The sequence below is a fragment of the Pseudomonas sp. DY-1 genome, assembly GCF_003626975.1.
GTDB lineage: Bacteria > Pseudomonadota > Gammaproteobacteria > Pseudomonadales > Pseudomonadaceae > Metapseudomonas.
On the sequence record NZ_CP032616.1, the window covers coordinates 891,359 to 915,660 of the forward strand.

Sequence of the window (24,302 nt, forward strand, 5' to 3'; positions counted from 1 at the left end):
CCGAATTGGCCTGGTTGCAGGCGTCGGTGCGCGTCGGGCCTGTCAGGCGCAGACCCTCGCGGGAGAGAAAAACGGGGGAGAAGGGTGGGAGGCCCGCCTGCGTTACCCGGCCTGCGAGCCCATGACCCTCGCCAGGTTTTCTGGCTGCGGCACGCCCTGCTGTACTACTTTCCCTGCTCTTCGAGGGATTCCAGGGCGCGCGCCAGGCTTGCCTGCGAAAGTTCACCCAGGTGGCTGCCGATCTGGCGGCCACCGGTGTCGTAGAACAGCGTGGTGGGCAGCGCCATGGAGCCCACCCGCTGGCCCAGCCGGTTGCCGCTATCGAGCAGGACGTTGTCCAGGGCCAGACTTTCACCATCCAGGAAACGGCTGACGGCTTCAGCTGTCTCGCCCTGATTGACGAAGAGGAACAGCGTGTCGGGATGGGCGGCCTGCGCTGCAGCCAGCACTGGCATCTCGCGTCGGCAAGGTGGGCACCAAGTGGCCCAGAGATTGATCACCAGCGGCTTGCCGGCAAGGTTGTGCAATGCCACGGGGCGACCCTCGATATCCATCAGGGCCAGTTCCGGCAGGCGTGTGCCGCGATCGAGTGCGTGCCAGGTGAGGGTGCCCAGCCCCCAACTCGCCACGCCAACAGCCATGGCGATGCCCAGCGGCTTGCGTATGGCGGGCATGCGCCACAGCAGCCAGCCACCCAGGAGCAGGGCGGCAAGCACGCCCGGCCAAGCAATGAAACCGCCGTCGCGGATGTCGATCACCCGCCAGGGCTCCTCGCGGAAGTGCTCGAAATAGGCAACCACGAAGGCCAGTCTCGCCACCAGCAACGCCAACAGCAGCAGGCGGAATAGCCAGCGCTCCGGGTTTTGGCCGTTGCGTCGGCCTATCCACCAGCCGGTGAGGGTGGCCAGCAGCAGGCTACCGAGAATCAGCACATGGGGCAGTGCCAGGGCCAGGGGTCCAATGTTCAGGGTCAGCATCGGCCACTCCGAGCCAATACTTCGACCGCCCCCTGCACCTTGTTCGTGTACCAGATCACCCGGCTCACGCCACGCGTGATGGCCACGTAGGCCAGACGCAGGCTTTCGTCCTGCATGGCCTGGTCGTAGCTGTTGCGGAAGAACCCCGAGTAGGCATAGAGCGCATTGCGCAGCGGGTGTTTCTCCGGCGGTGCGCAGTCGTCGACGATGATCGCCACTTCCGCCTGCAAGCCCTTGGCTCGGTGGATGCTGTAGGCTCGCACCGGCAGCGCCGAATCGAGCTGGGCCTGTATCTGCCGGAGTGGTTCGTTGCGCCGGGAGAGCAGCAGCACGGGATTGCGGTCGGCATTCGTGCGGCTCGCCACATGGGTGCACTGGGCCTGGATGTCCTGCACCAGCTCGGGCAGGCGCGTCTTGAGGTCGAAGCGGCTCACCAGCTTCACACCGTGGTCGCCTGGCTGCATGGCCTTGAACGCCTTGCTGCCCTTGGCCTGCTTGAAGGCCACGCCCTCCAGCACCGCTTCACCATCCCGCAGAATCGGCTCGATGGAGCGGTAGTTGGTTTCCAGCGTCAGCACGGTGCTCTTCTTCGTCTTGCCCTTGCTGGGGAAGTGTCGGTCGAAGTCCATGAACAGCTCCGGCGAGCTGCCACGCCAGCCGTAGATGGACTGCCAGTCGTCGCCAATGGCCATCAGGCTTACCGTTTGACCCTGTCGCGCCAGCGCGCGATGCAGTGCCTGCAGCCACTGGACGATCTGCGGCGAGATGTCCTGGAACTCGTCGATCAGCAGATGGCAGAAGGGCGCCAGGGCCTCGCCGGGCAGGCCGTTACCCTTGGCCAGCACTTCTCCCAGGCGCTGGAAAGCGGCATTGAAAGTCATCAGTCCCTGCTGTTGCAGCACGGCCTCGAAGTGCTTCCAGAACTGCACCAGGGCCTCGACGAAGGCGCGCTCTCGTGCCGAGCAGGCCAGGGCTCGGGGTTTCAGGCGGTCGAGGCGGATGCCGATGCTCTCCATGAACCCGGCCTGCATGTAGAAGGCTTCGAATAGCGGCAGCGGGGTGAATTCGCCGGCCAGCTTGAAGCTGTCCAGTGGTGCCTTGGGTATCCGTTGGGGCTCGCCCTCGACCGGGGCAGGCAGGGGCGGCAGGTCCAGCAAGCTATGCACCCGCTCGCGGAAGTCCGCATTGGCCGCGTAGCAATCCTGGTAGGCCTGCTGCAACAGGCGCTGTTGGGCCGGGCGGAGTCGACCGGCGAGCAGTGGGTTGTCCAGCTCGCCGCTGCCGGCTTCGTCCAGTTGCTCGAACCAGCGCGGATTGCCCAGCAGCTCCTTGGCCAGGGTGCCCATGGCCGAGTGGAAGGTGCGCACGCACTGCCGAGCCTGGGCGGCATCGAAGGGGAACTGCCAGAAGGCCAGAACTCTGAGCAATTGCTCGCGGAGCTGGGCGCAGGAGGCATTGGTAAAGGAAATGACCGTGAGCCGCTCCGGCGCCACACCCATGTGGCAGAGCATGAAAACCACCCGCAGCACCAGTGTGGTGGACTTGCCGGAACCGGCACCGGCAAAGATGCGCGTGAGCGGGGCGCGGCCGAGGATCATCGCCCATTGCTCATCGGACGGCGGGCTGACTACCCCGGCGGCCACGGCCTGGACCACGCGCTCGCGCATGGCCTCCATCTGCGCGTCGGTCACCTTCATCCGCGCGCCGGCGTAGATGCCTTCGTCGGCAGGTTTCTCCGGCTTGGCGGGGCCATCGCCAGCGGCGGCCTTCCTGGTGCCTGCGGCCTTGGTCTTGCCGGCACTGGCGGACTTCTTCGCCCTTGGTGTGGGCTTGCGCATCTGGGCGGCCGCTTCACTCTCGGCGCGCAGGTACTCGGTGGTTCGCGGGAAGTAACGCGCCAGGGCGCGTTTCATGGCAGACAGCATTGGATCGATCCCTGTAACCACGACAAAGCGCGGAATTCTAAGCGCTTTTGCGTGAAGACTGGATGATGGCGGATTGGCTTCAGGGGGCTAGGAGCATGTGGGTATGTGCCCGAGGTCGGCTTTTCCCTTGTGGGAGCGAATTCATTCGCGAAAGGGCAGCGGAGCTGTCTCTGGGGCTACCGGGCCGGTCTTCGACCTGCATCGCGATTGAAATCGCTCCCACAGTACCAGCACGGTGCCACCGCACTTCGTGGGGGCGAATTCATTCGCCAAGGGTGGCGTAGCCGCCCTGCGAGGTTGGGTTGGCGAACCTGCAGTCCGCCTGGCAATTCAAATCGCCCCCATGGTTGCCCGTAGGGTGCGCTGTGCGCACAAACCCCAATGCCCGGTGCGCGTGGCGCACCCTACCATCGGACACGGTTTCGTTCTTCAGGCTGGCGCGTGGTGCTGCCACCACTGGTGAATGGCGCTGGCCAGCTCGCCCACTGACAGGGTGCCGTCAAGGATCAGGGTCAGGGGTTCGTCCAGCGGTTCTTCCAGATCCGCGAACTGACTGTCCAGCAGGCTGACCGGCATGAAATGCCCGCGGCGCTGTGCCATGCGCTCGGCGGCGGCTGTGGGGGAGAGTTGCAGGTAGGCAAACCCCAGCGCCGGAATGGCATGGCGCAGGCCATCGCGATAGCTGCGCTTGAGGGCAGAACAGGTAAGGATGGGATGCTCGCCAGCGCGGTAGGTCTGCTTCAGCTGTTTTTCGAGCGCATGCAGCCAACTGGCGCGGTCCTTGTCGGTCAAGGGCAGGCCGGCGCTCATCTTCTGGATGTTGCGGTCGGGGTGGAAGGCATCCCCCTCGATCAGCCGCGCCCCAGTGCGCACCTCCAGCGCCCGGGCCACGGCGGACTTCCCGCTACCGGCAACACCCATGATCACTACTGCGTTTATGGGCTCGTACATCGCGATATCTCTGCTGCTGGTACTTAAACCATAGGCAATGGCAGCGAAAAGAGGGTTTCAGCCGCTTGTTCGAGGGTCGCGAGGACTATCCGCAGGATGGGTAGGGCGAAGCGAACCCATCCTGCCCGATTGATGGGATTCGCAGATGCGCGGAACACCGCCCGACCCATCCTGCGATGGAGCGAGGCGTCAGCTGGCGAGGGCTGCCTGGCCCCACAACCCCCGCACCACCTCCTGACTCTCCCACCTGCTTGGCTGGTCCCTTGGCGGCACCCTGGACTGGCGCTGCTCGCCACTACTGGCCCCGGACCTCTCAGGCCTCGCACCGGTTCTGGTCTAACTCGTCGGGCTCGACCCGCTGCACGTCGAAGGCGTGGCCTATGCGCAGAAGTCTGAAGCTGCGGGTAACGAGGTGAAGCTGCTCAGCCAGGCTGGCCTGACCCATGATTTCCTGCCAATGGCGGGGCTGCTGTCCGAGGTGGAAGGGATTCACCTGGAAGCAGTGGAGTGGGTGGCGGGGAAGCTCGTGGGCTGAAGGCCTCCGTCAGGCTTGCCTTGCCATTCTTGTGGGGACGAACTCATTCGCCAAGGGCGGCGCAGCTGTCCCTTGCAACGCTCTGGGGAGAACCTTCGGTCCGTTTAGCGATTGATATTGCTCACACAAGGTTTGGTCAGGACTCGTGCTTCCCAAAAACAAAGGCGACTTTATTGTTTGCGCTCCAGAGCGCAAGAGTTCCGGCATATTGTCGAAATCAGCCGCTGTGGTATCGGTATCGTCCAGACAAATCGGTAATGGCATTGCCGTCGCTCACCAGCTTAATTTATGAGTAGTTCTAGTCGATACGCGTCTGGGATCGGGCGCTTGCCCCGATCATTACCAATGAAAGGACTGGCATTACCTATGCGCATTATGGTCGTGGACGACGATCCCTGGCTGTCTGATCTGCTCAAGCAAATGATCCATGCATCCCGGCCGACAGCTGAGGTGGACACATTTGATCGTGTGCAGGATGCACTGGATGCATGGGAGCTGGGGCGTTACCAGTTGGTACTGGCTGACTGGAATCTGCCCGATGGCACGGGTATCGAGCTACTCCAGCACATTCGTGATGAGGACCTGGAGATACCGCTGGTGGTCGTTACCGGGCGCTCGGACCGCGAAAGTGTGCTGGAGGTGAGAAAGCTCGGGATCAGTGCCTACATATCCAAACCCTTCGATATTCCTTCGGTGATGACCAGGATCGAGGCCCTCCTGCCAAAGGACGAGTCCGCGCCCGAGCAGTCCCTTGGCGACGGTGACCTGGATGGCTACTTGAGTCGCCTGTCGGCTATCGATCTGGACCTGCCATTACTGTCCACGGTCAAGGAGCGGCTTCAACAGGCGTTCAACGGGGTACCGGTGGATTTTCGCGAACTGACTGCCCAGTGGCAGCATGATCCGGCGATCTGTGCCTACCTGATCTCCGCCGCCAGTAGCGCGGCCTATAGCAGCACGGCGCAGCCTTGCCACAGCCTGGCGGAAGCGCTGAAGCGCCTGGGTGGGCGGACGGCCTTGAACCTTGCCATTGCCGTGGCCCTGCGTCAGGCGTCTACGTCGGATGATCCTTTGATCGGATTGATGATGGAGGAGCAGTTTGCAGCTTCTGAGCGTCTGGCCGAGCGTGTAGTGGGTCTCGCCCGGCAGGGCAGTCTCGATCCTGCGCCATTCCATGCCGCAGCGTTGCTGCACCGGATTGGTGAGCTGTGCGTGCTCTATCAGGCTCAGCGCTGGGGCAGTCAGGGTAATCATGTCGACGACAACAAACTCTTGTCGGCGATCAAGACCTATGGACGCTCGTTTGCGATTGCCCTGAAGGCTCACTGGGCCCTGCCGATGGGCCTGCGTGAGTTGATCGGTGCCGTTTACGCCCTGCCTCAGTCCCATTTCCGCCGGGAGTTGGTTGTCATGCGTCTGGCGGCAGCGCTCGGTAGCGGAGAGTCGCCGGAGGCGATTGAACGTCTCAAGGCGCTGGCGGGCATTTCTTGAGCGAGCTTGCTGGCTGAGTTGGTCTAGTCTCTCCAGCAGAAAGGGATTTCCGGGAGTTCGGCATGCTAGATTTTGCGGCAAAGATGGGCCCGGTCATCCTGATCGTGGATGATCAATCAACTGACCTGGATATCCTTCGCGAAGCCGTGGCCGACCTTGGCAAGGTCCATGTCGCCAGCGATGGGCAGATTGCTCTCGAGGTCGCTGGGTTCTGTCGCCCCGATCTGATTCTGATGGATATCGAGATGCCCGGTATGGATGGTTTCGCACTCTGCCGGGCGCTCAAGGCCGACCCCAAACTCTGCGACGCCGCCATTCTTTTCGTCACCTCCCATACCCAGACCGACAATGAGATCCGTGCGCTGGACTTCGGAGGGGTCGACTTCATCCAGAAGCCCCTGAACATTCCGGTGGTGCGTGCGCATGTGCGCGCCCATCTCAATCTGCGCAATGAGGCCAAGCGACTGGCCTACTACGACCCGCTTACCGGCCTGCCCAACCGGGTACTGTTGATGGACCGCGTCGAGCAGGCCCTTCAGCAGGCGTCGCGAAATGGTGGCAAGGTCGCCCTGTTGCTGCTCGACCTCGATCATTTCAAGAGCATCAACGATTCAGTAGGCCACTCGGTCGGGGACGCCATCCTGGCAGAGGTCGCAGAGCGGTTGAGCGGCAGTGTCCGCCGAATCGATACCGTGAGCCGGCCTGGCGGCGACGAGTTCGTGGTCCTGCTACCCGAGGTGACGCGGCTGGATGCCATCGGCGACTTCGTCGAGCGCGTGCTTGCCATCCTCGCAGCACCGATAGAAATCTGTGGCAACCGCTACAACCTCTCCACCAGTGCGGGCGTGAGCGTCTATCCCGACGACAGCGATAGCCTGGAAGCACTCTACAGTCATGCCGACACTGCCATGTACCAGGCCAAGCGTCAGGGGCGAAACCGCTACCGCTTCTTTTCCCATGCCCTGGAGGACAGCACCCGTGCCCGGCATCTGTTGGAGCAGCACATGCGCAGCGCCCTTGAACAGGGCATTTTCGAGGTTTTCTATCAGCCCAAGCTGGATGCGCGGGATAGGACCTTCTGCGGAATGGAAGCCCTGATCCGCTGGCGCCAGCCTGACGGAACCCTTGTGTCTCCGGCGGACTTCATCCCGGTTGCCGAGGAAACCGGCTTGATCGTCCCGCTGGGCCGGCACGTCCTGTCCCAGGCCTGCAAGGACGGCTGGAGCCTGCTTCAGACGGGGGCGCAGGTACCTGTCAGCGTCAACATCTCTGCCGTGCAGTTTCGCGAGGACAGTTTCTTCGAGATGGTCCACGGGATCCTTGAAGAGTCGGCTCTTCCACCGTCCCTGCTGGAGCTGGAAATCACCGAGGGCGTACTGGCCGACGATATCGCCAAGGCACGGGAAGTGCTGGATGCCTTGAAGGCACTTGGTGTCCGGGTGGCCATCGATGACTTCGGCACCGGCTATTCCAGCCTGACGTACCTCAAGCGCTTGCCGATCGACGTGCTCAAGATCGACCAGAGCTTCGTTCGCGACATGCTGGATGACCGCAGCGATGCTGCGATCATCGAAGCCATTGTGCGGATGGGCCAGGCTTTAGGGTTGGAGCTGATCGCCGAAGGTGTTGAGACTCAACGGCAGGCAGATAGGCTCATGGAGCTGGGATGCTGGCTGATGCAGGGTTACCTCTATGGCCGTCCGATGCCATTTGCCCAACTTAAACTCCTGCTCGAATCCGGCAGCCTGAAACGGGCTTAGACCGGAAACCTTATTCCCGTTCACTTGCCACCTGCCATGGGGGTCATTTGAAAAAGCGTTTCCTGGATCTCATTCCGAGTACGGCCGTCACAGCGACCTTTGTGGCCGGAATAGCCGTCACGTCCCTGGTCACTGACTGGTTGCAGGAGCATAACCGCGCACAGACAGAGGCTGCTCTGACCAGGGCGGTCGAGCGCACCAGCCAGGCCGTGACCAACCGCATGCACATCTACCAGTTCGGTCTGCGTGGTGCGCGGGGTGCCATACAGGTAGTTGGCGAAGACCAGATTACCCGCAGTCTGTTCCACACCTACGGTCGGACGCGTAACGTGGAGAGCGAGTTTCCCGGGGCTCGCGGATTTGGCTTCATTCGGCGCGTTCCTGCTGTGGAAGAGGCAGCGTTCCTGGAACGGGCGCGGGCCGATGGCAAGCCGGATTTCTCCATTCGCCAGTTGACGCCCCATGATGGTGAACGCTTCGTCATCCAATACATTGAGCCCGTGGAGCGCAACCTGGCCGCAGTCGGGCTGGATATTGCCTCAGAGCAAAATCGGCGGGCGGCCGCCGAAGCGGCTATCCGCACCGGAGAGGCGCGTCTAACTGGCCCCATTACCCTGGTCCAGGCGACCGGAAAGCCACTTCAGTCCTTTCTCTTCCTGATGCCCATCTACCGGACGGCGGTCACGCCGGCATCCGAGGCAGATCGGCTGTCGCAGAGTTTCGGCTGGAGCTATGCCCCGCTGTCGATCGAGGAAGTGCTCACTGGCCTGCCGCTGCCGTCCGAGGGCGTCAGACTGCTGCTCCGTGACGTGACCGACCCTAACGCGCCAGTTCAGTTCTACGAACGTCCGCAGGTTGATAGCAGTGACGTGGAGCTGATGCGCACCCACGTTTCCCAAGATGTATTCGGGCGGCGCTGGAACATTGAACTGGTGGCCTATCCCCGTTTCGCCCGTGAGTTGAATCAGACCTCGCCCCGAACTGCTTTCGGCGTCGGGGGACTGCTTACCCTGCTGCTCTCCACCCTGGTCGGGGTCCTGGGCGTCAGCCGCAGGCGTCGCGCCGATGTGCTGTCGGAGCAGGCCAAGCTCGCGGCCATCGTCGAGAACTCCAATGACGGAATCATCGGCCAGAACCTGGACGGCATTGTGACCGCCTGGAACCGTGGTGCTGAGAAGATATTTGGTTTCAACAGCGACGAGGTGATTGGTCGGCCCCTGGCGGGGCTCATCCTGCCCCTTGACCTCGCTGAAGAAGAACGGGCGCTGCTCAAGAGCACGGGGCGGGGCGAGCGCATCGAGCACTTCGAAACTCGCCGCCTGCACAAGGATGGCCGGCAGCTGAACGTTTCTGTGACCGTCTCACCGATCTGTGACGAGAGCGGCGCGGTGATCGGTGCCTCCAAGACCGTGCGCGACATTTCCCTGCAGAAGCAGGCTGAGGCCCGGATCCTGGAACTCAATGCCGGCTTGGAGCATCAGGTCGCCGAACGCACAACGGAGCTGCGCGAACTCAACCTGCTGCTGGGCAATGTGCTGAACTCCGCGTCACAGGTGTCCATCATCGCCACTGACCTGAACGGCATCATCACCGTTTTCAACAGCGGAGCGGAGCAACTGCTGGGCTACCGTGCCGATGAGATGATCGGTGTTCGGACGCCCAACATTCTCCACGTGCTGGAGGAGGTTGAGCAGCGCGGCGAGGAGCTGAGTCAGGAGTATGGCGAGAAAATCGAAGGCTTCCGCGTCTTCGTCCATAAGCCTGAACTGGAAGGGGCAGAGGCGAGGGAGTGGACCTACATACGCAAGGACGGCACACACTTCAGCGTTACCCTGGTCGCGACTGCAATGCGTGACTCCGAGGGAAAACTGGCCGGCTATCTCGGCATTGCCATCGACACCAGTCAGCGCAAGGAGGCAGAGCAGAGGCTGGCTGACAGCCTGGCCGTGACACGCACCATCCTGGATACCGCGGTCAACCCTATCATCAGCATCGACCAGAGCGGCGTCATTCAATCCTGCAATCACGCCACGGAAAAGGTCTTCGGTTACCAGCCCGACGAACTCATCGGGCAGAACGTACGCATCCTGATGCCGGAGTCTTTCAGTCGCGACCACGACCAGTATCACGATGCTTTCCGTGACCGAGACGCCGCCGGGGAAGTTGGCATCAATCGCGAGGTGGAAGCCCATCGCAAGGACGGCAGCGTCTTCCCGGTGGAGATCAGCCTGGGCGCCATGCAAATAGGCGGGCAGCCCATGGTGGTGGGCGTGCTCTTCGACATTTCCGAGCAGCGCCGGCAGCGCGACGCTATCGCTTCCGCTCGTGACCAGTTGGCCCTGGCCTCCGATGTGGCGAAGCTCGGGGTCTGGTCCTGGACACCCGATGATGATTGCCTGCAATGGAACGACCGGATGTTCGAAATCTACGAACAACCGATGTCTCTCAGGGACAGTGGGCTGAATTACCAGCATTGGCTGGAGCGTTTGCACTCTGACGATGCCGCCGACAGCGTCGAGCGACTCCAGGGGCTGGTAGACGGTCGCGGCGCCTTTGAGACAATGTTCCGACTGACGTTGCCCAGCGGCGAAGTGCGTTACGTGCAGGCGGCTGCGCGGATCGAACGCGCTTCCGATACCGGACGGCAGAAAGTCACGGGCATTAACCGCGATATCACGGAGGAGCATGAACTGCAGTCGCGCCTGTTCTTCGCCAAGGAACAGGCCGACGCGGCCAGCGCCGCCAAGAGTGCCTTCCTGGCCAACATGAGCCATGAGATCCGTACTCCCATGAACGCCGTGCTCGGCATGCTGCACCTGGTTCAGTCCACCGAGTTGAGTACTCGCCAGCTCGATTACATCCGCAAGGCCCACGGTGCGGCAAAATCCCTGCTGGGTTTGCTCAACGACATTCTCGACTATTCCAAGATCGAGGCAGGCAAGCTGCAGCTCGACCTTCATGCGTTCGAGCTGGAGGGGCTGATGACAGACCTGGCAGTGGTGTTGGGGGGCAACCAGGGCGGGAAGGATGTCGAAGTGCTATTCGACCTGGATGCATCGTTGCCCAAGGTCCTGATGGGGGACAGCCTGCGCCTGCAACAGATCCTCATCAATCTGGCGGGCAATGCGTTGAAGTTCACCGAACGGGGGCAGGTCACGGTAAGCCTGCGCGAACTCGCTCGCCGGGGCGCGCGGATTAAGCTGCGGGTTTCGGTCAGCGATACCGGTATCGGCATCAGCGAAGAACAGCTCGGGCGTATCTTCGAAGGTTTCAACCAGGCAGAAACGTCCATCAGCCGACGCTACGGCGGAACCGGCCTGGGCCTGGTGATCTGCAAACGGCTGGTCGAGCTCATGGGCGGGACCTTGCAGGTGGAAAGTCGGTTGGGCGAAGGCAGCCGATTCTGGTTCGAAGTGGAATTGGGCGTGGTGGAAAGCGTCGATTCCTTGCCCACGGACCCGGCGAGTGACCTGGACTTGCGCGTCCTGGTGGTGGACGACAACGTGGCTGCCCGCGAGCTACTGGCCCGGACCGCCACCGAGCTGGGCTGGGAAGCGGACCAGGCGTGCGGCGGGCGTGAAGCGTTGTCGCGCGTGGCCTCTGCTGCCGCGGAAGGTCGCCCATTTGACGTCGTCCTGATGGACTGGCGCATGCCCGATGTCGACGGACTGGCCGCTGCTTACATGCTGCGAGAGGCGGCGGGTGATGCGCTGCCGCCCCTTGTGGTGATGATCACGGCATACGGTCGCGAAGTGCTTGCGGACATCCAGCAGGATGGCCGGGCTCCCTTCGCCGCGTTCCTGACCAAACCTGTCACGCCGCAACAACTTGCCGCCACTTTGCGCAGTGTCGTGACCGGGCAACAGGTACTGTCTGAAGGCGCACCAATTCGCGCGGAAGGTCGCCTATGGGGTATGAAACTATTGGTGGTCGAAGATAACGCGCTCAATCGACAAGTGGCCCAGGAACTGCTGCAAGGTGAGGGGGCCGACGTTTCCCTGGCTGAAGGCGGCCATCAGGGGGTCGATGCCGTCTTGCTAGGGACGCAAAGATTCGATGCCGTGCTGATGGATATCCAGATGCCCGATATGGATGGTCTGGAAGCTACTCGCCTGATCCGCCAGAGCCCGCTTCACAAGACGTTGCCCATTATTGCCATGACCGCCAATGCCTCGACTTCCGAGCGTGAGGCGTGCCTGGCTGCTGGGATGAATGAACATGTGGGCAAGCCCGTGGACCTGGAAAGACTGGTGACCGTGTTGAGGCAGTCGCTGTGTGGGGGGCAGGCCGCCCCCGCTTCTGAAGGTACTGCACACGCAACGGAGATTGAGTCCGCTGAAGGCGTGCTCAGGAGATTTGGTGGAAATCTAGTGCTGTTGCGGCGTGTGTTGGGCAACTTCGCCGGGGATATGAGTAATCAAATGGCCCGTCTGGAGCAAATGGCGAAGGCTGCCGACACACGGGGCGTGCTGATGCAACTGCATACGCTCAAGGGAAGCGCTGGAACCATGGGCGCCAGTGGTCTCTCTGCCCGCGCGGCGGCGCTGGAGCAGGAGCTCAAAAAAGCCGATGAGACCGAGGCGCAGGCGTTCATGGCCGACACCGGCTGGCTGCTGGAACTGGGAGGTCTGCTGGCTCGTAGCGATGCTGAACTCAAGGCGCTCTTCGCGGCTTCTGGCGATCAGGCGCAGAGCGAGATTGTGGAGGTCGGCAACGGGAACGACTGGCAGCGCACTCTCAAACAGTTGCAGGAGCTGCTCGCCAGCGGCAATCTCCTGGCCATCGAACGGACCGAAGCCCTCGAAGCCACGGTTCCAGCCCGCTGCAGGGAGGTCTACGACGATCTGCGGCGGGCTGTCGAATCCCTGGATTTTCGTGCTGCCAGGGTGTTGAGCGAGAAACTCATAAATGCGTTGGAAGGGGCTTGAGATGGAAAAGGGGTCCTATGCTTCAAGGGTAAAGCCCAGGCTGTTGCTGGTGGATGACCAGCCGCTCAATATTCGCGCGCTGAGCGAGTTATTCCGCTTTGACCACGAGATCTACATGGCCACGGATGGGGAACAGGCGATCGAGTTGGCCGAGAGGCTGCATCCAGACCTGGTCCTGCTCGATGTGGTCATGCCCGGTATCGATGGCTATGAAGTTTGCCGCCGGTTGAAGAGCAGCCCGATTACCGTTGATATTCCGATCATCTTCGTCAGCGCCATGGGAGAGGAGGAAGACGAGGCAAGGGGGCTCGAGATGGGGGCTGTCGACTATATCGGCAAGCCGTTCCATCCGGGAATCGCCCGTGCCCGGGTGAAGACACACCTGACCCTCAAGCTGCAGAGCGACCGGCTCCGAAACCTGGCGACGCTGGATGGCCTCACGGGGATTCCCAATCGTCGTGCGTTCGACCAGCGGCTAGCCGCGGCCTGGAACCAGTCTTGCCGTGATGCTGGATGGCTGGGACTGATCCTGATCGATATCGACTACTTCAAACGGTTCAACGACCACTACGGGCATCTGATGGGCGACGAGTGCCTGTGCAGGGTGGCCGCGGCACTCGAAAATGCGATCAGGCGGCCATTCGACATGGTCGCTCGTTATGGTGGTGAGGAATTCATCTGCATCCTGCCAGGCACCAATCTCAATGGTGCCGCCACTGTCGCGACGCAGCTGGCAGCGAGTGTCAGGGACATGCAGATCCCCCATGCCCAATCAGCGGTAGCGGACAGCGTCACGATTTCCCAGGGCGTTGTCAGCCTCATGCCTGTGATTGGCCAGGATCCGACCCAGCTTGTGTCCCTGGCGGACAAGGCACTTTACAAGGCGAAAGAGGACGGTCGCGCACGGTTCAGCTTGGGCGAGCCGGTGCTCTGAAGGCTCTCCGCCAAGGCCACGTGTCGGCAACTCGCCCCTGAACGACGGACCAGTTCGATGGCTGCCCGCTTGAATTCGGGGCTGTATTTCTTGCGCTTCATGAACACTCCTTCAGCTCTGTGTGAGCTTACTCGAAAGTGTCTGTGTTAACGGGGTAGAACCCCGACGGCGCTACCGCCTCAGGGCAGGCGCATGGCACCGTGCACGCTGCCCAGTACCATCCGCTTCATCAACTCCAGCCCTTGTTCAGCCGGCAGGCCGCTGGCGTCCAGCCAGGCAGGCAACTGGTTGAGCAGTGACACGATGCTGGCTACGGCACCGCGTCCGGCGGCATCCAACGGGTGGCCGGCCAGTTGCTGCAAGGGTTCCAGCAGGGCGGCTTCATAGGCCTGGCGCAGTGTGCGGGCCTGTTCCAGGCGCTCGCCGGATAGGCAGCGGGCTTCCAGTTCGGCGAGGCGAAAGTGCAGGCCCATGGGCTGATGCAGGGCGAGGTGGGCATCGATCAGCGCGGCCAGGCACGCGGCCGGGTCGCGGTGTCGTCGGGTGGCCAGGGCGGCATTGTCCAGCAACTGCTCGTAGAGTTCTTCGATGAACTCGAACAGCAGCGCTTCCTTGCTTTCCACATGGTAGTAGATGGAGCCTGCCTTGATTCCCAGCTGTGCCGCCAGGTCGCGCATGCTCACCTGGCCGTAGCCTTGCTCGGCGAACAGAGCCAATGCCAGGTGACGGTTTTCCAGATAGCGGGAGGGGCGGGTGGTCGTGGCGTCGAGCATGGTGTTGGCCCTCGAATGGCGTGCCCCGGCACTCTATCCAGCGCATGCGGCAGGGCCTAGGTCGAAAGCGCTCCAGTACCTTGGCGTTTTTTTCCATTGATCGGCTGTGGGCCCGCAATCGAGGCCTGGCCTTACTGCGTATCAGAACTGAATGCTTGAAATAATTCGGATCAGGAGTAGAGTTGAAGCCATAGCAAATCTCCCAGGAGACGCCATGAGCATTCCCGTCGGCCATGTCATTCCGGACCTTCAGAGCGGCGAAGCCGGCCGTGTGGCCCTGAAGTTCTTCTTCAACCTGATGGACAAGTGGGGTTGCACCAAGGAACAGCAGCGCACGCTGCTGGGCTCCATCGGTAACACCACCTACTTCAGCTACAAGAAGCTGCCCAGTGTGCGCCTGCCCCACGACACGCTGGAGCGCATCTCCTACCTGATGGGCATCCACAAGTCCCTGCGCATCCTCTTCAGCAACCAGGAGGCGCGAGCCTACGAGTGGGTGCACAAGCCCAACAGCGCCGCACCCTTCAACGGCCGTAGTGCCCTGGAGTACATGCTTGGCGGTCAGGTGGTGGATGTTGCCGATGTGCGTCGTTACCTCGATGGAGTGCGCGGCTGATGACCCAGGAGTTGCTGGTGGAACGGATTCCTGACTGGAACAAGGCCTATCGCCTGGTCAACAGCGCCTTCCCGCCGATATCCGTATTCGAAGACACTCTCGATCCTGCTGACCTCGAGTTAGCCTTCGCCATCGAGGCGATGACCAACGACCGCCTGCGCGACCAGGTCGGGGAGATTTCCCGTGTCGCCGCAAAGGACCGTGTCAGCGGCACTGGCGCCACAGTGGTCATGGCCGTGTTCACCCATATCGGCCGCAGCAGTCGCTTCACTGATGGCAGCTTCGGTGTCTATTACTGCGCCAGCTCGATCGACGCCGCCATCGCCGAGACCCGCTACCACCAGGAACGCTTCTGGCGTGCCACCCAGGAGGAGAGCATAGAGGTCACCCTGCGTGCCTACGTCAACAAGGTGGTCCAGCCGATGCTCGATGTACGTGACCGCACGGAACTGCACGACCCCGACCCGGCGAGCTACGCCACCAGCCAGGTCTTCGCCGGGCTGCACCGCAACGAGGGCAAGTGGGGCTTGCTGTACAACAGCGTGCGCCTGCGGGGGCATGAGTGCGTGGCGGCTTTCCGTCCGCCAGCACTGACGCTTCCGGTACAGGGAGCGCACTTCCGCTACATCTGGGATGGCCGCACGCAGAGCTTTTCCTGCGTGATGAAGATGAGCCCCGTCGGCTGACCGCTTCCCCCGAGATCACCCGCCGGAGGTTTCCGCGATGAGTTCGTCCACGACCGCCACCAGCGCCTGCTGGCGAGGCAGGCCGGCCTGCAAGGCCTCGCGGTAACGCAGCAGCTGACGGTCCGCGCTGCTGCCGTAGCGCAGCACATGCCGGCCGCGCACGAACGCCTGGCTATCTCCCTCGGACTCGGCCAACGCACCGAAGCAGCCATGGGCCCTCGCCAGCCAGGCACCGGCGGAGAGGCTGGCCTCGCCCGAGGCATCCAGGTACATGCCGTGGATGCCGAAGCGCATGGCACGCCAGTAGTTTTCCTTGAGTACCAGGCGTTGCAGCTGGGAATCCTGCGGATCGCCGTCGTCCTGGGCCATGGCCCAGCTCACCAGCGCGCGGAACAGGGCGACGATGCACAGCGCATCTTCCACCGAGGGGCAGGCATCCGCCGCCATGAGCTCCAGGCTGGGGAAGCGCGGCGATGGGCGCACACACCAGGCCAGGTCGCTTTCGCGGCGTATCGATCCCGAAGCCATCAGCCACTGCACGTAGGCATCGAAGGCAGGTTCGTCCGGGAAGTGCTCGGGAATGCCCTTGTGCGGCCACTCGGCGCAGACAGCCTGGCGATAGCTCATCAAACCGGTCGGTCGGCCGTTCCACAGGGGTGATGAAGTGCTCAGGGCGAGAAGTAGCGGGAGCCAGCCGAGCACCCGGTTCATCACCCGGATGCGGTCGATGTCCGGCGGGACCAGCACATGCACGCGCATGCCACAGACCAGACTGCGGTGGGCAATCATTCGCTGGTCTTCGAAGAGCGGTTGGTAGTGCGAGTCGTCTGATGGCACCTGCACGTGCCAGTCGGCGAACGGATGGGAGCCGGCGCAGATGGGCGCCAGCTGAAATTCCCCGGCGAGGCTCGCGAGACGCGTGCGGCGTTCCAGCAGGCAGGCGCGTGCTTCGGCAATTTCAAGCAGGCTGGGTTGCACCATGTCCAGCCGAATCAGGCTCTGGAACATCTCCTGGCTGAAACCTTCCTTGAACGCATTGCTGGCCGCCTGCAGGAAACCGTCGGGTAGCTGCGACGGCAGATTGCGGCTGCGCTTGTCCACCAGAAAGAATGTTTCCTCGACGCCGAATCCGGGTGCGAGCGGATCTTTAGGCATGCCGGCCGCCTCAATCTTGCCTAATGCAAAGTGACGTACCGGCTGGCCGAGGTTTCAAGGACCGTTTGTCAGCAAAGGCTCTGCAATGGGAGTGTCATCGGGGCGAGGGATGCTTTCCGAAGAAAAAACCGACCGAAGACATTTACGTGGTGAGTTTCCCTGCTAGGTTTTTCAGTCCGGCCACTCGATTGGTGGGGAGGACTGAGAATGAATAATTTGATGCTTCGCCAGGTTGAGGACACCTTGAACAAGATGAGCGTCACGTTTCAGTTCGAATGCTTGTGGGAGCCCGATGGCAGCTACTCCATCACTCTGCGCAACCAGCATCTTGCGATACCGCGAACCAAGGTGGCCGGCATCAGCCAGCGTGAGCTGAAGGATGAGACCAGTACCCAGCGGCTGGGACTGGAGCTGATGGACCGGGTCCTGGAAGACTGATGAAGCACCAATCCCAGTCGCCGAAGCTGCAGGTCCTGCACCAGCCTTCCGGCAAGAACCCCAAGGTGGTCGAGCGTGTCGCCATCTTCATGGTGATCGGTGTTTTCATGCTGGGTGTCTACGGCCAGTATTCCGGCCGTGGACCGGGCATCGAAGTCGCGAAGAGCAAACCGGTGAAAATGCCGGTGTTCGAGTTCCAGCGCCTGAGCGCCAACCCCGCTGAACGGACTGCCTCTTCCGGGCAGCGCCCCCAGCAGGACAACCGCAGCGCCCAGGGGCAGCAGGCGCGGGTGCAGTTGTAGCCGACTGCGCATGATCCCCCTGTAGGAGCGACTTCAGCCGCGAAGCGGGCTGAAGGTTTGCCTGTCAGGCTTGCAGGCCGGTGCGTGGTAGATCGCGAATGAATTCGCTCCTGCAAGGACGAGTGCCTTCCCGTGGGGGCGGGTCCAAAAGGTCGGTCGTTACTGCTCAAACCACCAGGCACCCTGGCACATGCCGGGTCCAGGCGCTGGCCTGTTCATAGGCATGGGCCAGTTGCAGCACGGCGAGGTCCGCCCTGGGCGGGCCAATGATCTGCAGCCCCATGGGCAGGCCGCGGCTGTCGAAGCCCACCGGAACGTTGGCCACCGGGCAGCCGGAGAGGGTGGCGGGGATCACCACTTCCATCCATCGGTGGTAGGTGTCCATGGCTCGGCCCGCAATCTCCTTCGGCCAGTGCTGGGTCTTGTCGAACGGGAACACCTGGGCGCTGGGCAATAGCAGGTAGTCGTAACGTTCGAACAACTGGCAGATGGCGCGGTACCAATCGGTGCGTGCCGCAGAGGCGCGGGACACGTCCATGGCCGAGAGCCCGAGGCCGTTCTCCACTTCCCAGATAGCTTCCGGCTTGAGCTGCTCGCGCCTGGCCAGGTCGGCATAGTGTCCACCTAGCGAACTGGCCACCTGCCAATGCCGCAGGGTGCGCCAGGTGTCCCAGAGCTGGGGCATGGCGTACTCGGGCCGGGCATCGTCGATGCTGCAACCGACGGATTCGAAGTCCTTGAAGGCTGTGCGGCATAGCTCAAGTACACCGCGTTCCATGGGCAGGTAACCGTCGAAGTCGCCCAGCCAGCCGAGGCGGGCACCCTTGAAATCCCGCTGCAGGGCGCCGGCGAAGTCCTGGCCGCCTTCGGCGATGGACAGCGGCGCGCGTGCATCGCCACCGGCCTGTACCGACAGGAGCAGGGCGACATCACGGGTGTTGCGGCCCATTGGGCCTTCGTAGCCGAGCTGGTCGAAGAACAGGTCGGCGGCATCATCGAAAGGCACCCGTCCCTGGGACGGGCGAAAACCGATGATGTTGTTGAAGGCCGCCGGGTTGCGCAGCGAACCCATCATGTCGCTGCCGTCGGCCACCGGCACCAGGCGCATGGCCAGGGCTGCCGCCGCGCCACCGCTGCTACCACCCGCGGTGCGGCTCGGGTCGTAGGCGCAGCCGGTGGCGCCGAACAACGGGTTGTAAGTCTGCGAGCCGAGGCCGAATTCCGGTGTGTTGCTCTTGCCAATGATGATTGCGCCAGCGGCCTTCAGGCGTTCGACCATGATGCCGTCGCGTTCGGGAATATGGTCGCGGTACAACGGTGAGCCGAGGGTCGTGCGTATGCCTCGGGTCAGTGAAAGATCCTTCACTGCATGGGGTAGACCGTGCATCCAGCCCTTGTACTCACCTCTGGTGAGTTCCGCGTCACGCTGGTCGGCTTCGGCGAGCAGTTGCTCGGCCGGTTGCAGGCTGACCAGGGCGTTCACGTGCTGATTGAAGCGTTCGATATGGGCCAGGTAATCCTTCATCACCTCGCGGCAGGACACCTGGCGCTGGCGGATGTGCAGGGAAAGCTGGTGGGCCGGCAGTTGCACCAGCTCACTGATGGGTTCGTTCTTGCTCATGTTCCTGCCTTGGGCAAACGGCGGGTTGCGGGAAGCCCCGTCCGCTTGGACGGGACCGGGCGGGTCAGCGCATCAGGTTGGTCCAGACGCGGTCGGCCAGGCGGATGGCGCCGGCGCCGCAGGTCTTGCTGAAGAGCACCTTGGTGCCGTCGGGGATATGCAGCTCCGGGGCATCCTTCAGGCTGGCATCCAGATAGGGCTCCACGCCCTTGACCGGGCTCTGGTGCTTGAGGAAGTTCTGCGTCAGCGCGGCGTTTTCCGGCTGGCTGAGGAAGGCGATGAAGCGCTTCGCGTTATCCGGATTGCGCGCCCCCTTGGGAATCACCAGGTTGTCCACCCAGGCCATCACGCCTTCCTTCGGATAGAGGTAGTGCAGGCTCGGCTTCATTTCGCGGGCACGCATGGACGAGCCGCCCCAGAACAACGACATGTCGATCTCTCCCGAGGCCAGGTTCTCGCGGATGGAGCCGGCCTTCGAGCTGTAGGTCTTCACAAAGGGCTTCTGCGCCTTCAACAGGTTCAGCACCTGCTGCATCTGCTTGGGGTCTTCGCTGCACAGGGGGATGTCGAGGTAGACGCTGGCGGCATCGATCACTTCGCTGGCCGAGTCGAACATGTTGATCTTGCCCTGCAGTTCGGCTGGCGGCTGGAACAGCAACGCCAGGCTGTCGGTCGGACCCTTGTAGATGCTGGTGTCCACCACGACGCTGGTGGTGCCCCAGATGAAGGGCACCGAGTAGGCGCCCTCAGGGTCCCAGGTCGGTTTCTTCAGGTTGTCGACGAGACCGGCATAGTAGGGCTGTTGTGCCGGGTCGAAGCGTTCTAGCAGGTTCTCCTGCACCAGGATCGGAATGAACTGGTGGGAGGGGATGGCCACGTCGTAGCCGGTGCCGCCCTGCTTGAGTTTGGCCAGCAGGGTTTCGTTGGAGTCGTATGAGTCAACCGTGACCTTGATGCCGGTTTCCTTCTGGAACTTCTCGAGGATCTGCGGCGAGAAGTAGCCGCTCCAGCTCACCACATTGAGTTGGCCATCCGCCTGGGCAGACAGGCTCAAGCCAAGCGCCAGGCCGGCGGCCAGGGTTTTCATCACTGTATTCATGGGTTGGCTCTCCGGTTCAGTGTTTCTTCTTGCCGAGCAGGTAGGACAGGGTCACGAACAGCACGGAGACCCCGAGGATCAAGGTGGAAACGGCGTTCACATCGGGCGTCACGCCCATCCGCAGCAGGCCGAAGATGAAGATCGGAAGCGTAGTGGTGCCGGCCTGGGAGACCATCATCGAAATCACGAAGTTATCCAGCGAGACGATGAAGGCCAGCATCAGCCCCGAGACGATCCCCGGCATCAGCAAGGGCAGGGTGACCTTGCGGAAGGTTCGCCACTGGCCGGCATAGAGGTCGGCGGCAGCCTGTTCCAAAGAGAGGTCCATGTCGTCCAGGCGGGCACGGATCGGCAGGTAGGCGAAGGGGATGCAGAACACCGTGTGGGCGATGATCAGGTTGCCGTAGCCCAGCGATAGGCCGAGGGTCGAGAACAGCGCCAGGGTGGCGACGCCGACCACGATCTCCGGCAAAACCAGCGGCAGCATAATGGCTCCGATGGACAGGCGCATGCCCTTGAACTTCGCGCCCCGCGAGGTGCCCAGCGCCGCCAGGGTGGCGATGGCCGTGGCCGCCAGGCTGGCGCACACGGCGATCAGCAGGCTATTGCCGGCGGCCTGGCGCAGCGCCTGGTTGGCGAAGGCGGCTCGGTACCAGTCGAGGCTGAATCCGGTCCAGATGGTGGCCGACTGGTTGGCGTTGAAGGAGAAGACCACCAGCACCAGGATCGGAGCGTAGAGGTAGAGATAGAACAGGAAGCTGAATCCGCCGAAACCGGGGAAATCCTGCACGCCCAGGCGGGCCTTGCCGAACAGGCGCAACATCAGACACCTCCGCGAGCGGCGCGCTGGCGTTCGGCACGCAGCGCATAAACGGTCAGGACCAGCATCACCGCGGCCATCAACACCAGCGACAGGGCTGCGCCGAAGGGCCAGTTACGGGCGTCGCTGAACTGCCGGAAGATCAGGTTGCCGAGCATCATCTTCGTCCCACCGCCCAGCAGTTCCGGGGCGATCATGGCGCCGAGGCAGGGCACGAAGGTGAGGATGGCGCCAGCGAGGATGCCCGGCTTGGCGATGGGCAGGACGACCTTGCGCAGGGTGCGCACGCGGCCGGCGTAGAGGTCTTGGGCGGCCTCCAGCAGGCGCATGTCCATTTTTTCGAGACAGGCGTAGATGGGCAGCACCACAAAGGGCGCATAGGTGTAGACCAGCCCCAGCAACACTGCGCCGTCGGTGTAGAGCAACTCCAGCGGCTGGTCGATCAGCCCCAGGCCCATCAGGCTGGTGTTGATCACGCCGCTGCCACGCAGTAGCAGGATCCAGGCGTAGGTACGAATGAGCAGGTTGGCCCAGAAGGGCACGGTGATCAGGAAGATCAGCAAACCACGGCGATGGGGCGGCTGCATCGACAGCCAGACCGCCACTGGGAAACCAACCAGCAGGGTGACTAGGGTTGTGGCTGCGGCGATACCCACCGAGCGCAGGGCGATCACCAGGTAGGAGTCGGCGAAGGCGAGGCTGTCGTCCAGTTGGCGCTCGAAGAGCAGCGACAGATAGGACTCGGTGCTGAAGACGCGATTGACGCCGCCGTAGGGGTTGGCCTCCATCAGCGAATAGGCGACCACTATCAGGATCGGCAGGATCAGGAACAGGCCGATGGCAACCAGGGCGGGTGACACGCCGAGGAAGCTCTGCATGGCCTGGCGGCGCGCAAGCAGGGCACCGGACGCAAGGGATGTCGGATTCATGGCAGTTGACCGTTGGCAGGTGGCGGGTTCAATCCAGCAGCACGCTGGCGCTGTCCGGGTCGAGCAGCAGGGCGGCGGCTTCGCCAGGGCGGAAGCGCTGGCCCTGGCCACCACGGTTCGGCGTACGCACGGTCAGGCGGCTGCCATCACCGAGGCTGACGTGGTAGTGCAGGTCGGTGCCGAGGTAGATCTGGTTGTCGACGCGGCAGGGAATGGCGCCGCCCTGGGCCGGCTCTACCAGATGCAGGCGTTCCGGGCGAATCGACAGGCAGACGTCCTGACCAGGCCTGACGCCTTCACGGGCGGCCGCGCGGAACGGCTTGCCGCCCGGCCCCTGGTAGATCGCCTGGTTGCCGTCTTCCTGCAGCAGCCGTGCCTCGATGAAATTGGTCTCGCCAATGAAGTCCGCCACGAAGCGATTGCGTGGTTGCTCGTAGATCTCGTCCGGGCGTCCGACCTGCTGGACCTGGCCTTCGGAGAGCACGGCGATGCGGTCGGACATCGCCAGGGCTTCTTCCTGGTCGTGGGTGACGAAGATGAAGGTAATGCCGGTGCGCGCCTGGATGCTCTTCAGTTCCTCGCGCATGGCCTGGCGCAGCTTGAGATCGAGGGCTGAGAGCGGCTCGTCCAGTAGCAGGACCTTGGGATGCGGCGCCAGGGCGCGGGCCAGGGCCACACGCTGTTGCTGGCCGCCGGAGAGCTGGCTGGGACGGCGCTCGGCGAAGCGTTCCATCTGCACCATCGCGAGCATCTCGCGGACCCGCTCGGCCACCTGGGTGCGGTTCATGCGCTTGCCCATGGGGTGGGACTCCAGGCCAAAGGCGAGGTTCTCGGAAATGGTCATGTGGGGGAACAGGGCGTAGTGCTGGAACACAGTGTTGACCGGCCGTTGGAATGGTGGCAGGTCGGCGATGTTCTCGCCGTAGAGGAGGATTTCCCCAGCGCTGGGGAACTCGAACCCGGCGATCATCCGCAGCAATGTGGTCTTGCCGCAGCCGGAGGGGCCGAGGAGGGTGAAGAACTCGTTGTCGTGGATATCCAGATCCACGCTCTTCAGGGCTACCGGCCCGTTCTGCGGGTCGCCGTACACCTTGCGTACCGAACGAACCGAGACCGCCGCCGCAGGCAACGGGACATGCACAGCATTCATCACTACTTCTCCTGTTCCCTGTGGTTCGGGCGGCCGCGTATGCTGGCGGACGTCCCGGGCCTCGGGCTTTCGATTGTTGTTCTAGGCAGTCCCGGCAGTGCCGGGGCAACAGGGAGTTGATCGGGCGAGGTTGTTGTTCTTCGTGCCTCGGGACCGATCATCTGGCAGGGGATGCGGCCTATAAAGCTCAATTTTCTTACATGTGCTATTAAAAAAACTAACAACTTGAAGGTGCCTTCGCGTCCATGCCCATTCGCCGTTTGCCACCCCTCAACGCCGTGCGCGCCTTCGAGGCTGCCGCTCAGTTGGGCAGCTATGTCGCTGCATCGAAGGCCCTGCATGTCACCCAGCCCGCCATCGGTCGCCATGTGAAGCTGCTGGAAGAGTGGCTCGGTGTGCGGCTGTTCGACCGCACTCCGCGTGGCGTCGAGCTCACGCCGGCTGGGCGTCAGTACTATGCGTGCATCAGTGCCGCCTTGGCGCAGATCGCCGATGCCGGTGACGAGGTGTCGAAGAAGGGCACCGTGCGCTGGCTGAAGATCCTCGCTGTGCCAGCCTTCGCCAAGCGTTGGCTGACCCCCAAACTGGAGGCCGTCAGTCGCATGCGGCCGGGGCTGAAGATCGTTATCGAGCCCAATTCCACCTTCACCGAAGTCGATGGCAAGAGCGCTGACCTGGGCATCGTCTATGGCATGCCGGGGGACTACAGCGGTGCCCGCACCATCCTCATGCAGCCAAGGGTTTTTCCTGTGTGCTCACCGGAATACCTGGCCCGCACCGGACCGATCGAAGGTGCTGAGGCGCTCGCCCGCCTCGATCTCATCCACTACGACAGCGAATGGTGGAACCTCTGGTTCGCCCGTGTCGGCGTCGACGTGCAGGTGAGTGCGGATGTGCTCTACGTCAGCAACGACTACGTGTTGTCACTGGCCGAGGGCGGGCGTGGGATTGCCCTGGCCAATGAAGTGCTGGTGCGTCGTGAACTGGAGAATGGCCTGCTGGTAAAGGCCGTCGATGTGGATGTGCCGCTGGAGAGCTACCAGCTGCTGACCCCGCCGGGGCCGGTGTCGGCGGATGTGGAGTGGTTCAGCGAATGGATCTCGATGGTCTTGCGGGAAGAGTTTCCGGAGGCGTTCGAGGGGGATGCAGGGGTGAAATCGTTGTAGGGGCGATTTCAATCGCCAAGCAACCCGAAGGGATGCCATGCAGGGC

20 protein-coding genes are annotated in these 24,302 nt (G+C 62.8%); 10 read left to right on the forward strand and 10 right to left on the reverse strand.

The annotated features are described in order from the left end of the window. Positions 1-164: 164 nt before the first annotated feature. The 3 genes from D6Z43_RS04495 to D6Z43_RS04505 form a co-directional block, all read right to left on the reverse strand. Positions 165-977: a TlpA disulfide reductase family protein gene (locus D6Z43_RS04495; RefSeq protein WP_120650799.1), complete on the reverse strand. Its 813-nt coding sequence runs from the start codon at positions 975-977 to the stop codon at positions 165-167. After that, positions 971-2,902, reverse strand: coding sequence for a DEAD/DEAH box helicase (locus D6Z43_RS04500; RefSeq protein WP_120650800.1), 1,932 nt, complete (start codon positions 2,900-2,902; stop codon positions 971-973). The genes D6Z43_RS04495 and D6Z43_RS04500 overlap by 7 nt, the downstream gene beginning before the upstream one ends. A gap of 429 nt (positions 2,903-3,331) precedes the next feature. Next, positions 3,332-3,853, reverse strand: coding sequence for a gluconokinase (locus D6Z43_RS04505; protein WP_120650801.1), 522 nt, complete (start codon positions 3,851-3,853; stop codon positions 3,332-3,334). Between the two features lie 373 nt (positions 3,854-4,226). On the opposite strand from D6Z43_RS04505, the gene D6Z43_RS04510 reads away from it, so the two are divergent. From D6Z43_RS04510 to D6Z43_RS04530, 5 genes are all read left to right on the forward strand, one after another. Continuing rightward, complete coding sequence (locus D6Z43_RS04510; RefSeq protein WP_371924334.1) at positions 4,227-4,388, forward strand: hypothetical protein; 162 nt, start codon at positions 4,227-4,229, stop codon at positions 4,386-4,388. A 345-nt stretch (positions 4,389-4,733) separates the two neighbouring features. Further along, on the forward strand, positions 4,734-5,879 hold the full coding sequence (locus D6Z43_RS04515) for a response regulator (RefSeq protein WP_162945801.1): 1,146 nt from the start codon (positions 4,734-4,736) through the stop codon (positions 5,877-5,879). Positions 5,880-5,941: 62 nt separating this feature from the next. Next, positions 5,942-7,639, forward strand: coding sequence for an EAL domain-containing protein (locus tag D6Z43_RS04520; RefSeq protein WP_120650803.1), 1,698 nt, complete (start codon positions 5,942-5,944; stop codon positions 7,637-7,639). Positions 7,640-7,686: 47 nt separating this feature from the next. Continuing rightward, on the forward strand, positions 7,687-12,567 hold the full coding sequence (locus D6Z43_RS04525) for a PAS domain S-box protein (protein WP_162945802.1): 4,881 nt from the start codon (positions 7,687-7,689) through the stop codon (positions 12,565-12,567). 1 nt (position 12,568) lies between these two features. Next, positions 12,569-13,501 carry a diguanylate cyclase domain-containing protein gene (locus tag D6Z43_RS04530; protein ID WP_120655184.1) on the forward strand — a complete coding sequence of 311 codons (933 nt, stop codon included), beginning with the start codon at positions 12,569-12,571 and terminating at the stop codon, positions 13,499-13,501. A 179-nt stretch (positions 13,502-13,680) separates the two neighbouring features. On the opposite strand, the gene D6Z43_RS04535 is transcribed toward D6Z43_RS04530, so the two are convergent. Continuing rightward, positions 13,681-14,274: a TetR/AcrR family transcriptional regulator gene (locus D6Z43_RS04535; protein ID WP_120650805.1), complete on the reverse strand. Its 594-nt coding sequence runs from the start codon at positions 14,272-14,274 to the stop codon at positions 13,681-13,683. A gap of 214 nt (positions 14,275-14,488) precedes the next feature. Here D6Z43_RS04535 and D6Z43_RS04540 point away from each other — a divergent pair, with 214 nt between their 5' ends. Then, positions 14,489-14,890: an MbcA/ParS/Xre antitoxin family protein gene (locus D6Z43_RS04540; protein ID WP_120650806.1), complete on the forward strand. Its 402-nt coding sequence runs from the start codon at positions 14,489-14,491 to the stop codon at positions 14,888-14,890. Further along, entirely contained in the window at positions 14,890-15,576 is a 687-nt protein-coding gene (locus D6Z43_RS04545) for an RES family NAD+ phosphorylase (protein WP_174235572.1), read from the forward strand. The genes D6Z43_RS04540 and D6Z43_RS04545 overlap by 1 nt, the downstream gene beginning before the upstream one ends. Positions 15,577-15,591: 15 nt before the next feature. Here the strand turns inward: D6Z43_RS04545 and D6Z43_RS04550 are convergent, their stop codons facing one another. Further along, positions 15,592-16,731, reverse strand: coding sequence for a carboxylate-amine ligase (locus tag D6Z43_RS04550; protein ID WP_120650807.1), 1,140 nt, complete (start codon positions 16,729-16,731; stop codon positions 15,592-15,594). Between the two features lie 207 nt (positions 16,732-16,938). Here D6Z43_RS04550 and D6Z43_RS04555 point away from each other — a divergent pair, with 207 nt between their 5' ends. Beyond that, complete coding sequence (locus tag D6Z43_RS04555; protein WP_162945803.1) at positions 16,939-17,169, forward strand: hypothetical protein; 231 nt, start codon at positions 16,939-16,941, stop codon at positions 17,167-17,169. Beyond that, positions 17,169-17,471 carry a hypothetical protein gene (locus tag D6Z43_RS04560; RefSeq protein ID WP_120650808.1) on the forward strand — a complete coding sequence of 101 codons (303 nt, stop codon included), beginning with the start codon at positions 17,169-17,171 and terminating at the stop codon, positions 17,469-17,471. Before D6Z43_RS04555 ends, D6Z43_RS04560 begins: the two co-directional genes overlap by 1 nt. A 166-nt stretch (positions 17,472-17,637) precedes the next feature. On the opposite strand, the gene D6Z43_RS04565 is transcribed toward D6Z43_RS04560, so the two are convergent. The 5 genes from D6Z43_RS04565 to D6Z43_RS04585 form a co-directional block, all read right to left on the reverse strand. Continuing rightward, positions 17,638-19,092, reverse strand: a complete 1,455-nt coding sequence (locus D6Z43_RS04565; protein WP_120650809.1) for an amidase — start codon at positions 19,090-19,092, stop codon at positions 17,638-17,640. 64 nt (positions 19,093-19,156) lie between these two features. Then, the gene (locus D6Z43_RS04570) at positions 19,157-20,191 is read right to left on the reverse strand and encodes an extracellular solute-binding protein (protein WP_120650810.1); all 1,035 of its coding nucleotides are present in this window, start codon (positions 20,189-20,191) and stop codon (positions 19,157-19,159) included. Positions 20,192-20,207: 16 nt separating this feature from the next. Further along, complete coding sequence (locus D6Z43_RS04575; RefSeq protein WP_120650811.1) at positions 20,208-21,014, reverse strand: ABC transporter permease; 807 nt, start codon at positions 21,012-21,014, stop codon at positions 20,208-20,210. After that, the gene (locus D6Z43_RS04580; RefSeq protein WP_120650812.1) at positions 21,014-21,940 is read right to left on the reverse strand and encodes an ABC transporter permease; all 927 of its coding nucleotides are present in this window, start codon (positions 21,938-21,940) and stop codon (positions 21,014-21,016) included. The genes D6Z43_RS04575 and D6Z43_RS04580 overlap by 1 nt, the downstream gene beginning before the upstream one ends. Positions 21,941-21,968: 28 nt before the next feature. Beyond that, complete coding sequence (locus tag D6Z43_RS04585; protein WP_120650813.1) at positions 21,969-23,090, reverse strand: ABC transporter ATP-binding protein; 1,122 nt, start codon at positions 23,088-23,090, stop codon at positions 21,969-21,971. 245 nt (positions 23,091-23,335) lie between these two features. Here D6Z43_RS04585 and D6Z43_RS04590 point away from each other — a divergent pair, with 245 nt between their 5' ends. Then, the gene (locus D6Z43_RS04590; RefSeq protein ID WP_120650814.1) at positions 23,336-24,256 is read left to right on the forward strand and encodes a LysR substrate-binding domain-containing protein; all 921 of its coding nucleotides are present in this window, start codon (positions 23,336-23,338) and stop codon (positions 24,254-24,256) included. The last annotated feature ends 46 nt before the right edge of the window (positions 24,257-24,302 follow it).

Coding starts and splice junctions, on each gene's coding strand:
- D6Z43_RS04495 (WP_120650799.1), bottom strand. CDS start 977: ATGCTGACCCTGAACATTGGACCCCTGGCCCTGGCACTGCCCCATGTG.
- D6Z43_RS04500 (WP_120650800.1), bottom strand. CDS start 2,902: ATGCTGTCTGCCATGAAACGCGCCCTGGCGCGTTACTTCCCGCGAACC.
- D6Z43_RS04505 (WP_120650801.1), bottom strand. CDS start 3,853: ATGTACGAGCCCATAAACGCAGTAGTGATCATGGGTGTTGCCGGTAGC.
- D6Z43_RS04515 (WP_162945801.1), top strand. CDS start 4,734: ATGAAAGGACTGGCATTACCTATGCGCATTATGGTCGTGGACGACGAT.
- D6Z43_RS04520 (WP_120650803.1), top strand. CDS start 5,942: ATGCTAGATTTTGCGGCAAAGATGGGCCCGGTCATCCTGATCGTGGAT.
- D6Z43_RS04530 (WP_120655184.1), top strand. CDS start 12,569: ATGGAAAAGGGGTCCTATGCTTCAAGGGTAAAGCCCAGGCTGTTGCTG.
- D6Z43_RS04535 (WP_120650805.1), bottom strand. CDS start 14,274: ATGCTCGACGCCACGACCACCCGCCCCTCCCGCTATCTGGAAAACCGT.
- D6Z43_RS04540 (WP_120650806.1), top strand. CDS start 14,489: ATGAGCATTCCCGTCGGCCATGTCATTCCGGACCTTCAGAGCGGCGAA.
- D6Z43_RS04545 (WP_174235572.1), top strand. CDS start 14,890: ATGACCCAGGAGTTGCTGGTGGAACGGATTCCTGACTGGAACAAGGCC.
- D6Z43_RS04550 (WP_120650807.1), bottom strand. CDS start 16,731: ATGCCTAAAGATCCGCTCGCACCCGGATTCGGCGTCGAGGAAACATTC.
- D6Z43_RS04555 (WP_162945803.1), top strand. CDS start 16,939: ATGAATAATTTGATGCTTCGCCAGGTTGAGGACACCTTGAACAAGATG.
- D6Z43_RS04560 (WP_120650808.1), top strand. CDS start 17,169: ATGAAGCACCAATCCCAGTCGCCGAAGCTGCAGGTCCTGCACCAGCCT.
- D6Z43_RS04565 (WP_120650809.1), bottom strand. CDS start 19,092: ATGAGCAAGAACGAACCCATCAGTGAGCTGGTGCAACTGCCGGCCCAC.
- D6Z43_RS04570 (WP_120650810.1), bottom strand. CDS start 20,191: ATGAATACAGTGATGAAAACCCTGGCCGCCGGCCTGGCGCTTGGCTTG.
- D6Z43_RS04575 (WP_120650811.1), bottom strand. CDS start 21,014: ATGTTGCGCCTGTTCGGCAAGGCCCGCCTGGGCGTGCAGGATTTCCCC.
- D6Z43_RS04580 (WP_120650812.1), bottom strand. CDS start 21,940: ATGAATCCGACATCCCTTGCGTCCGGTGCCCTGCTTGCGCGCCGCCAG.
- D6Z43_RS04585 (WP_120650813.1), bottom strand. CDS start 23,090: ATGAATGCTGTGCATGTCCCGTTGCCTGCGGCGGCGGTCTCGGTTCGT.
- D6Z43_RS04590 (WP_120650814.1), top strand. CDS start 23,336: ATGCCCATTCGCCGTTTGCCACCCCTCAACGCCGTGCGCGCCTTCGAG.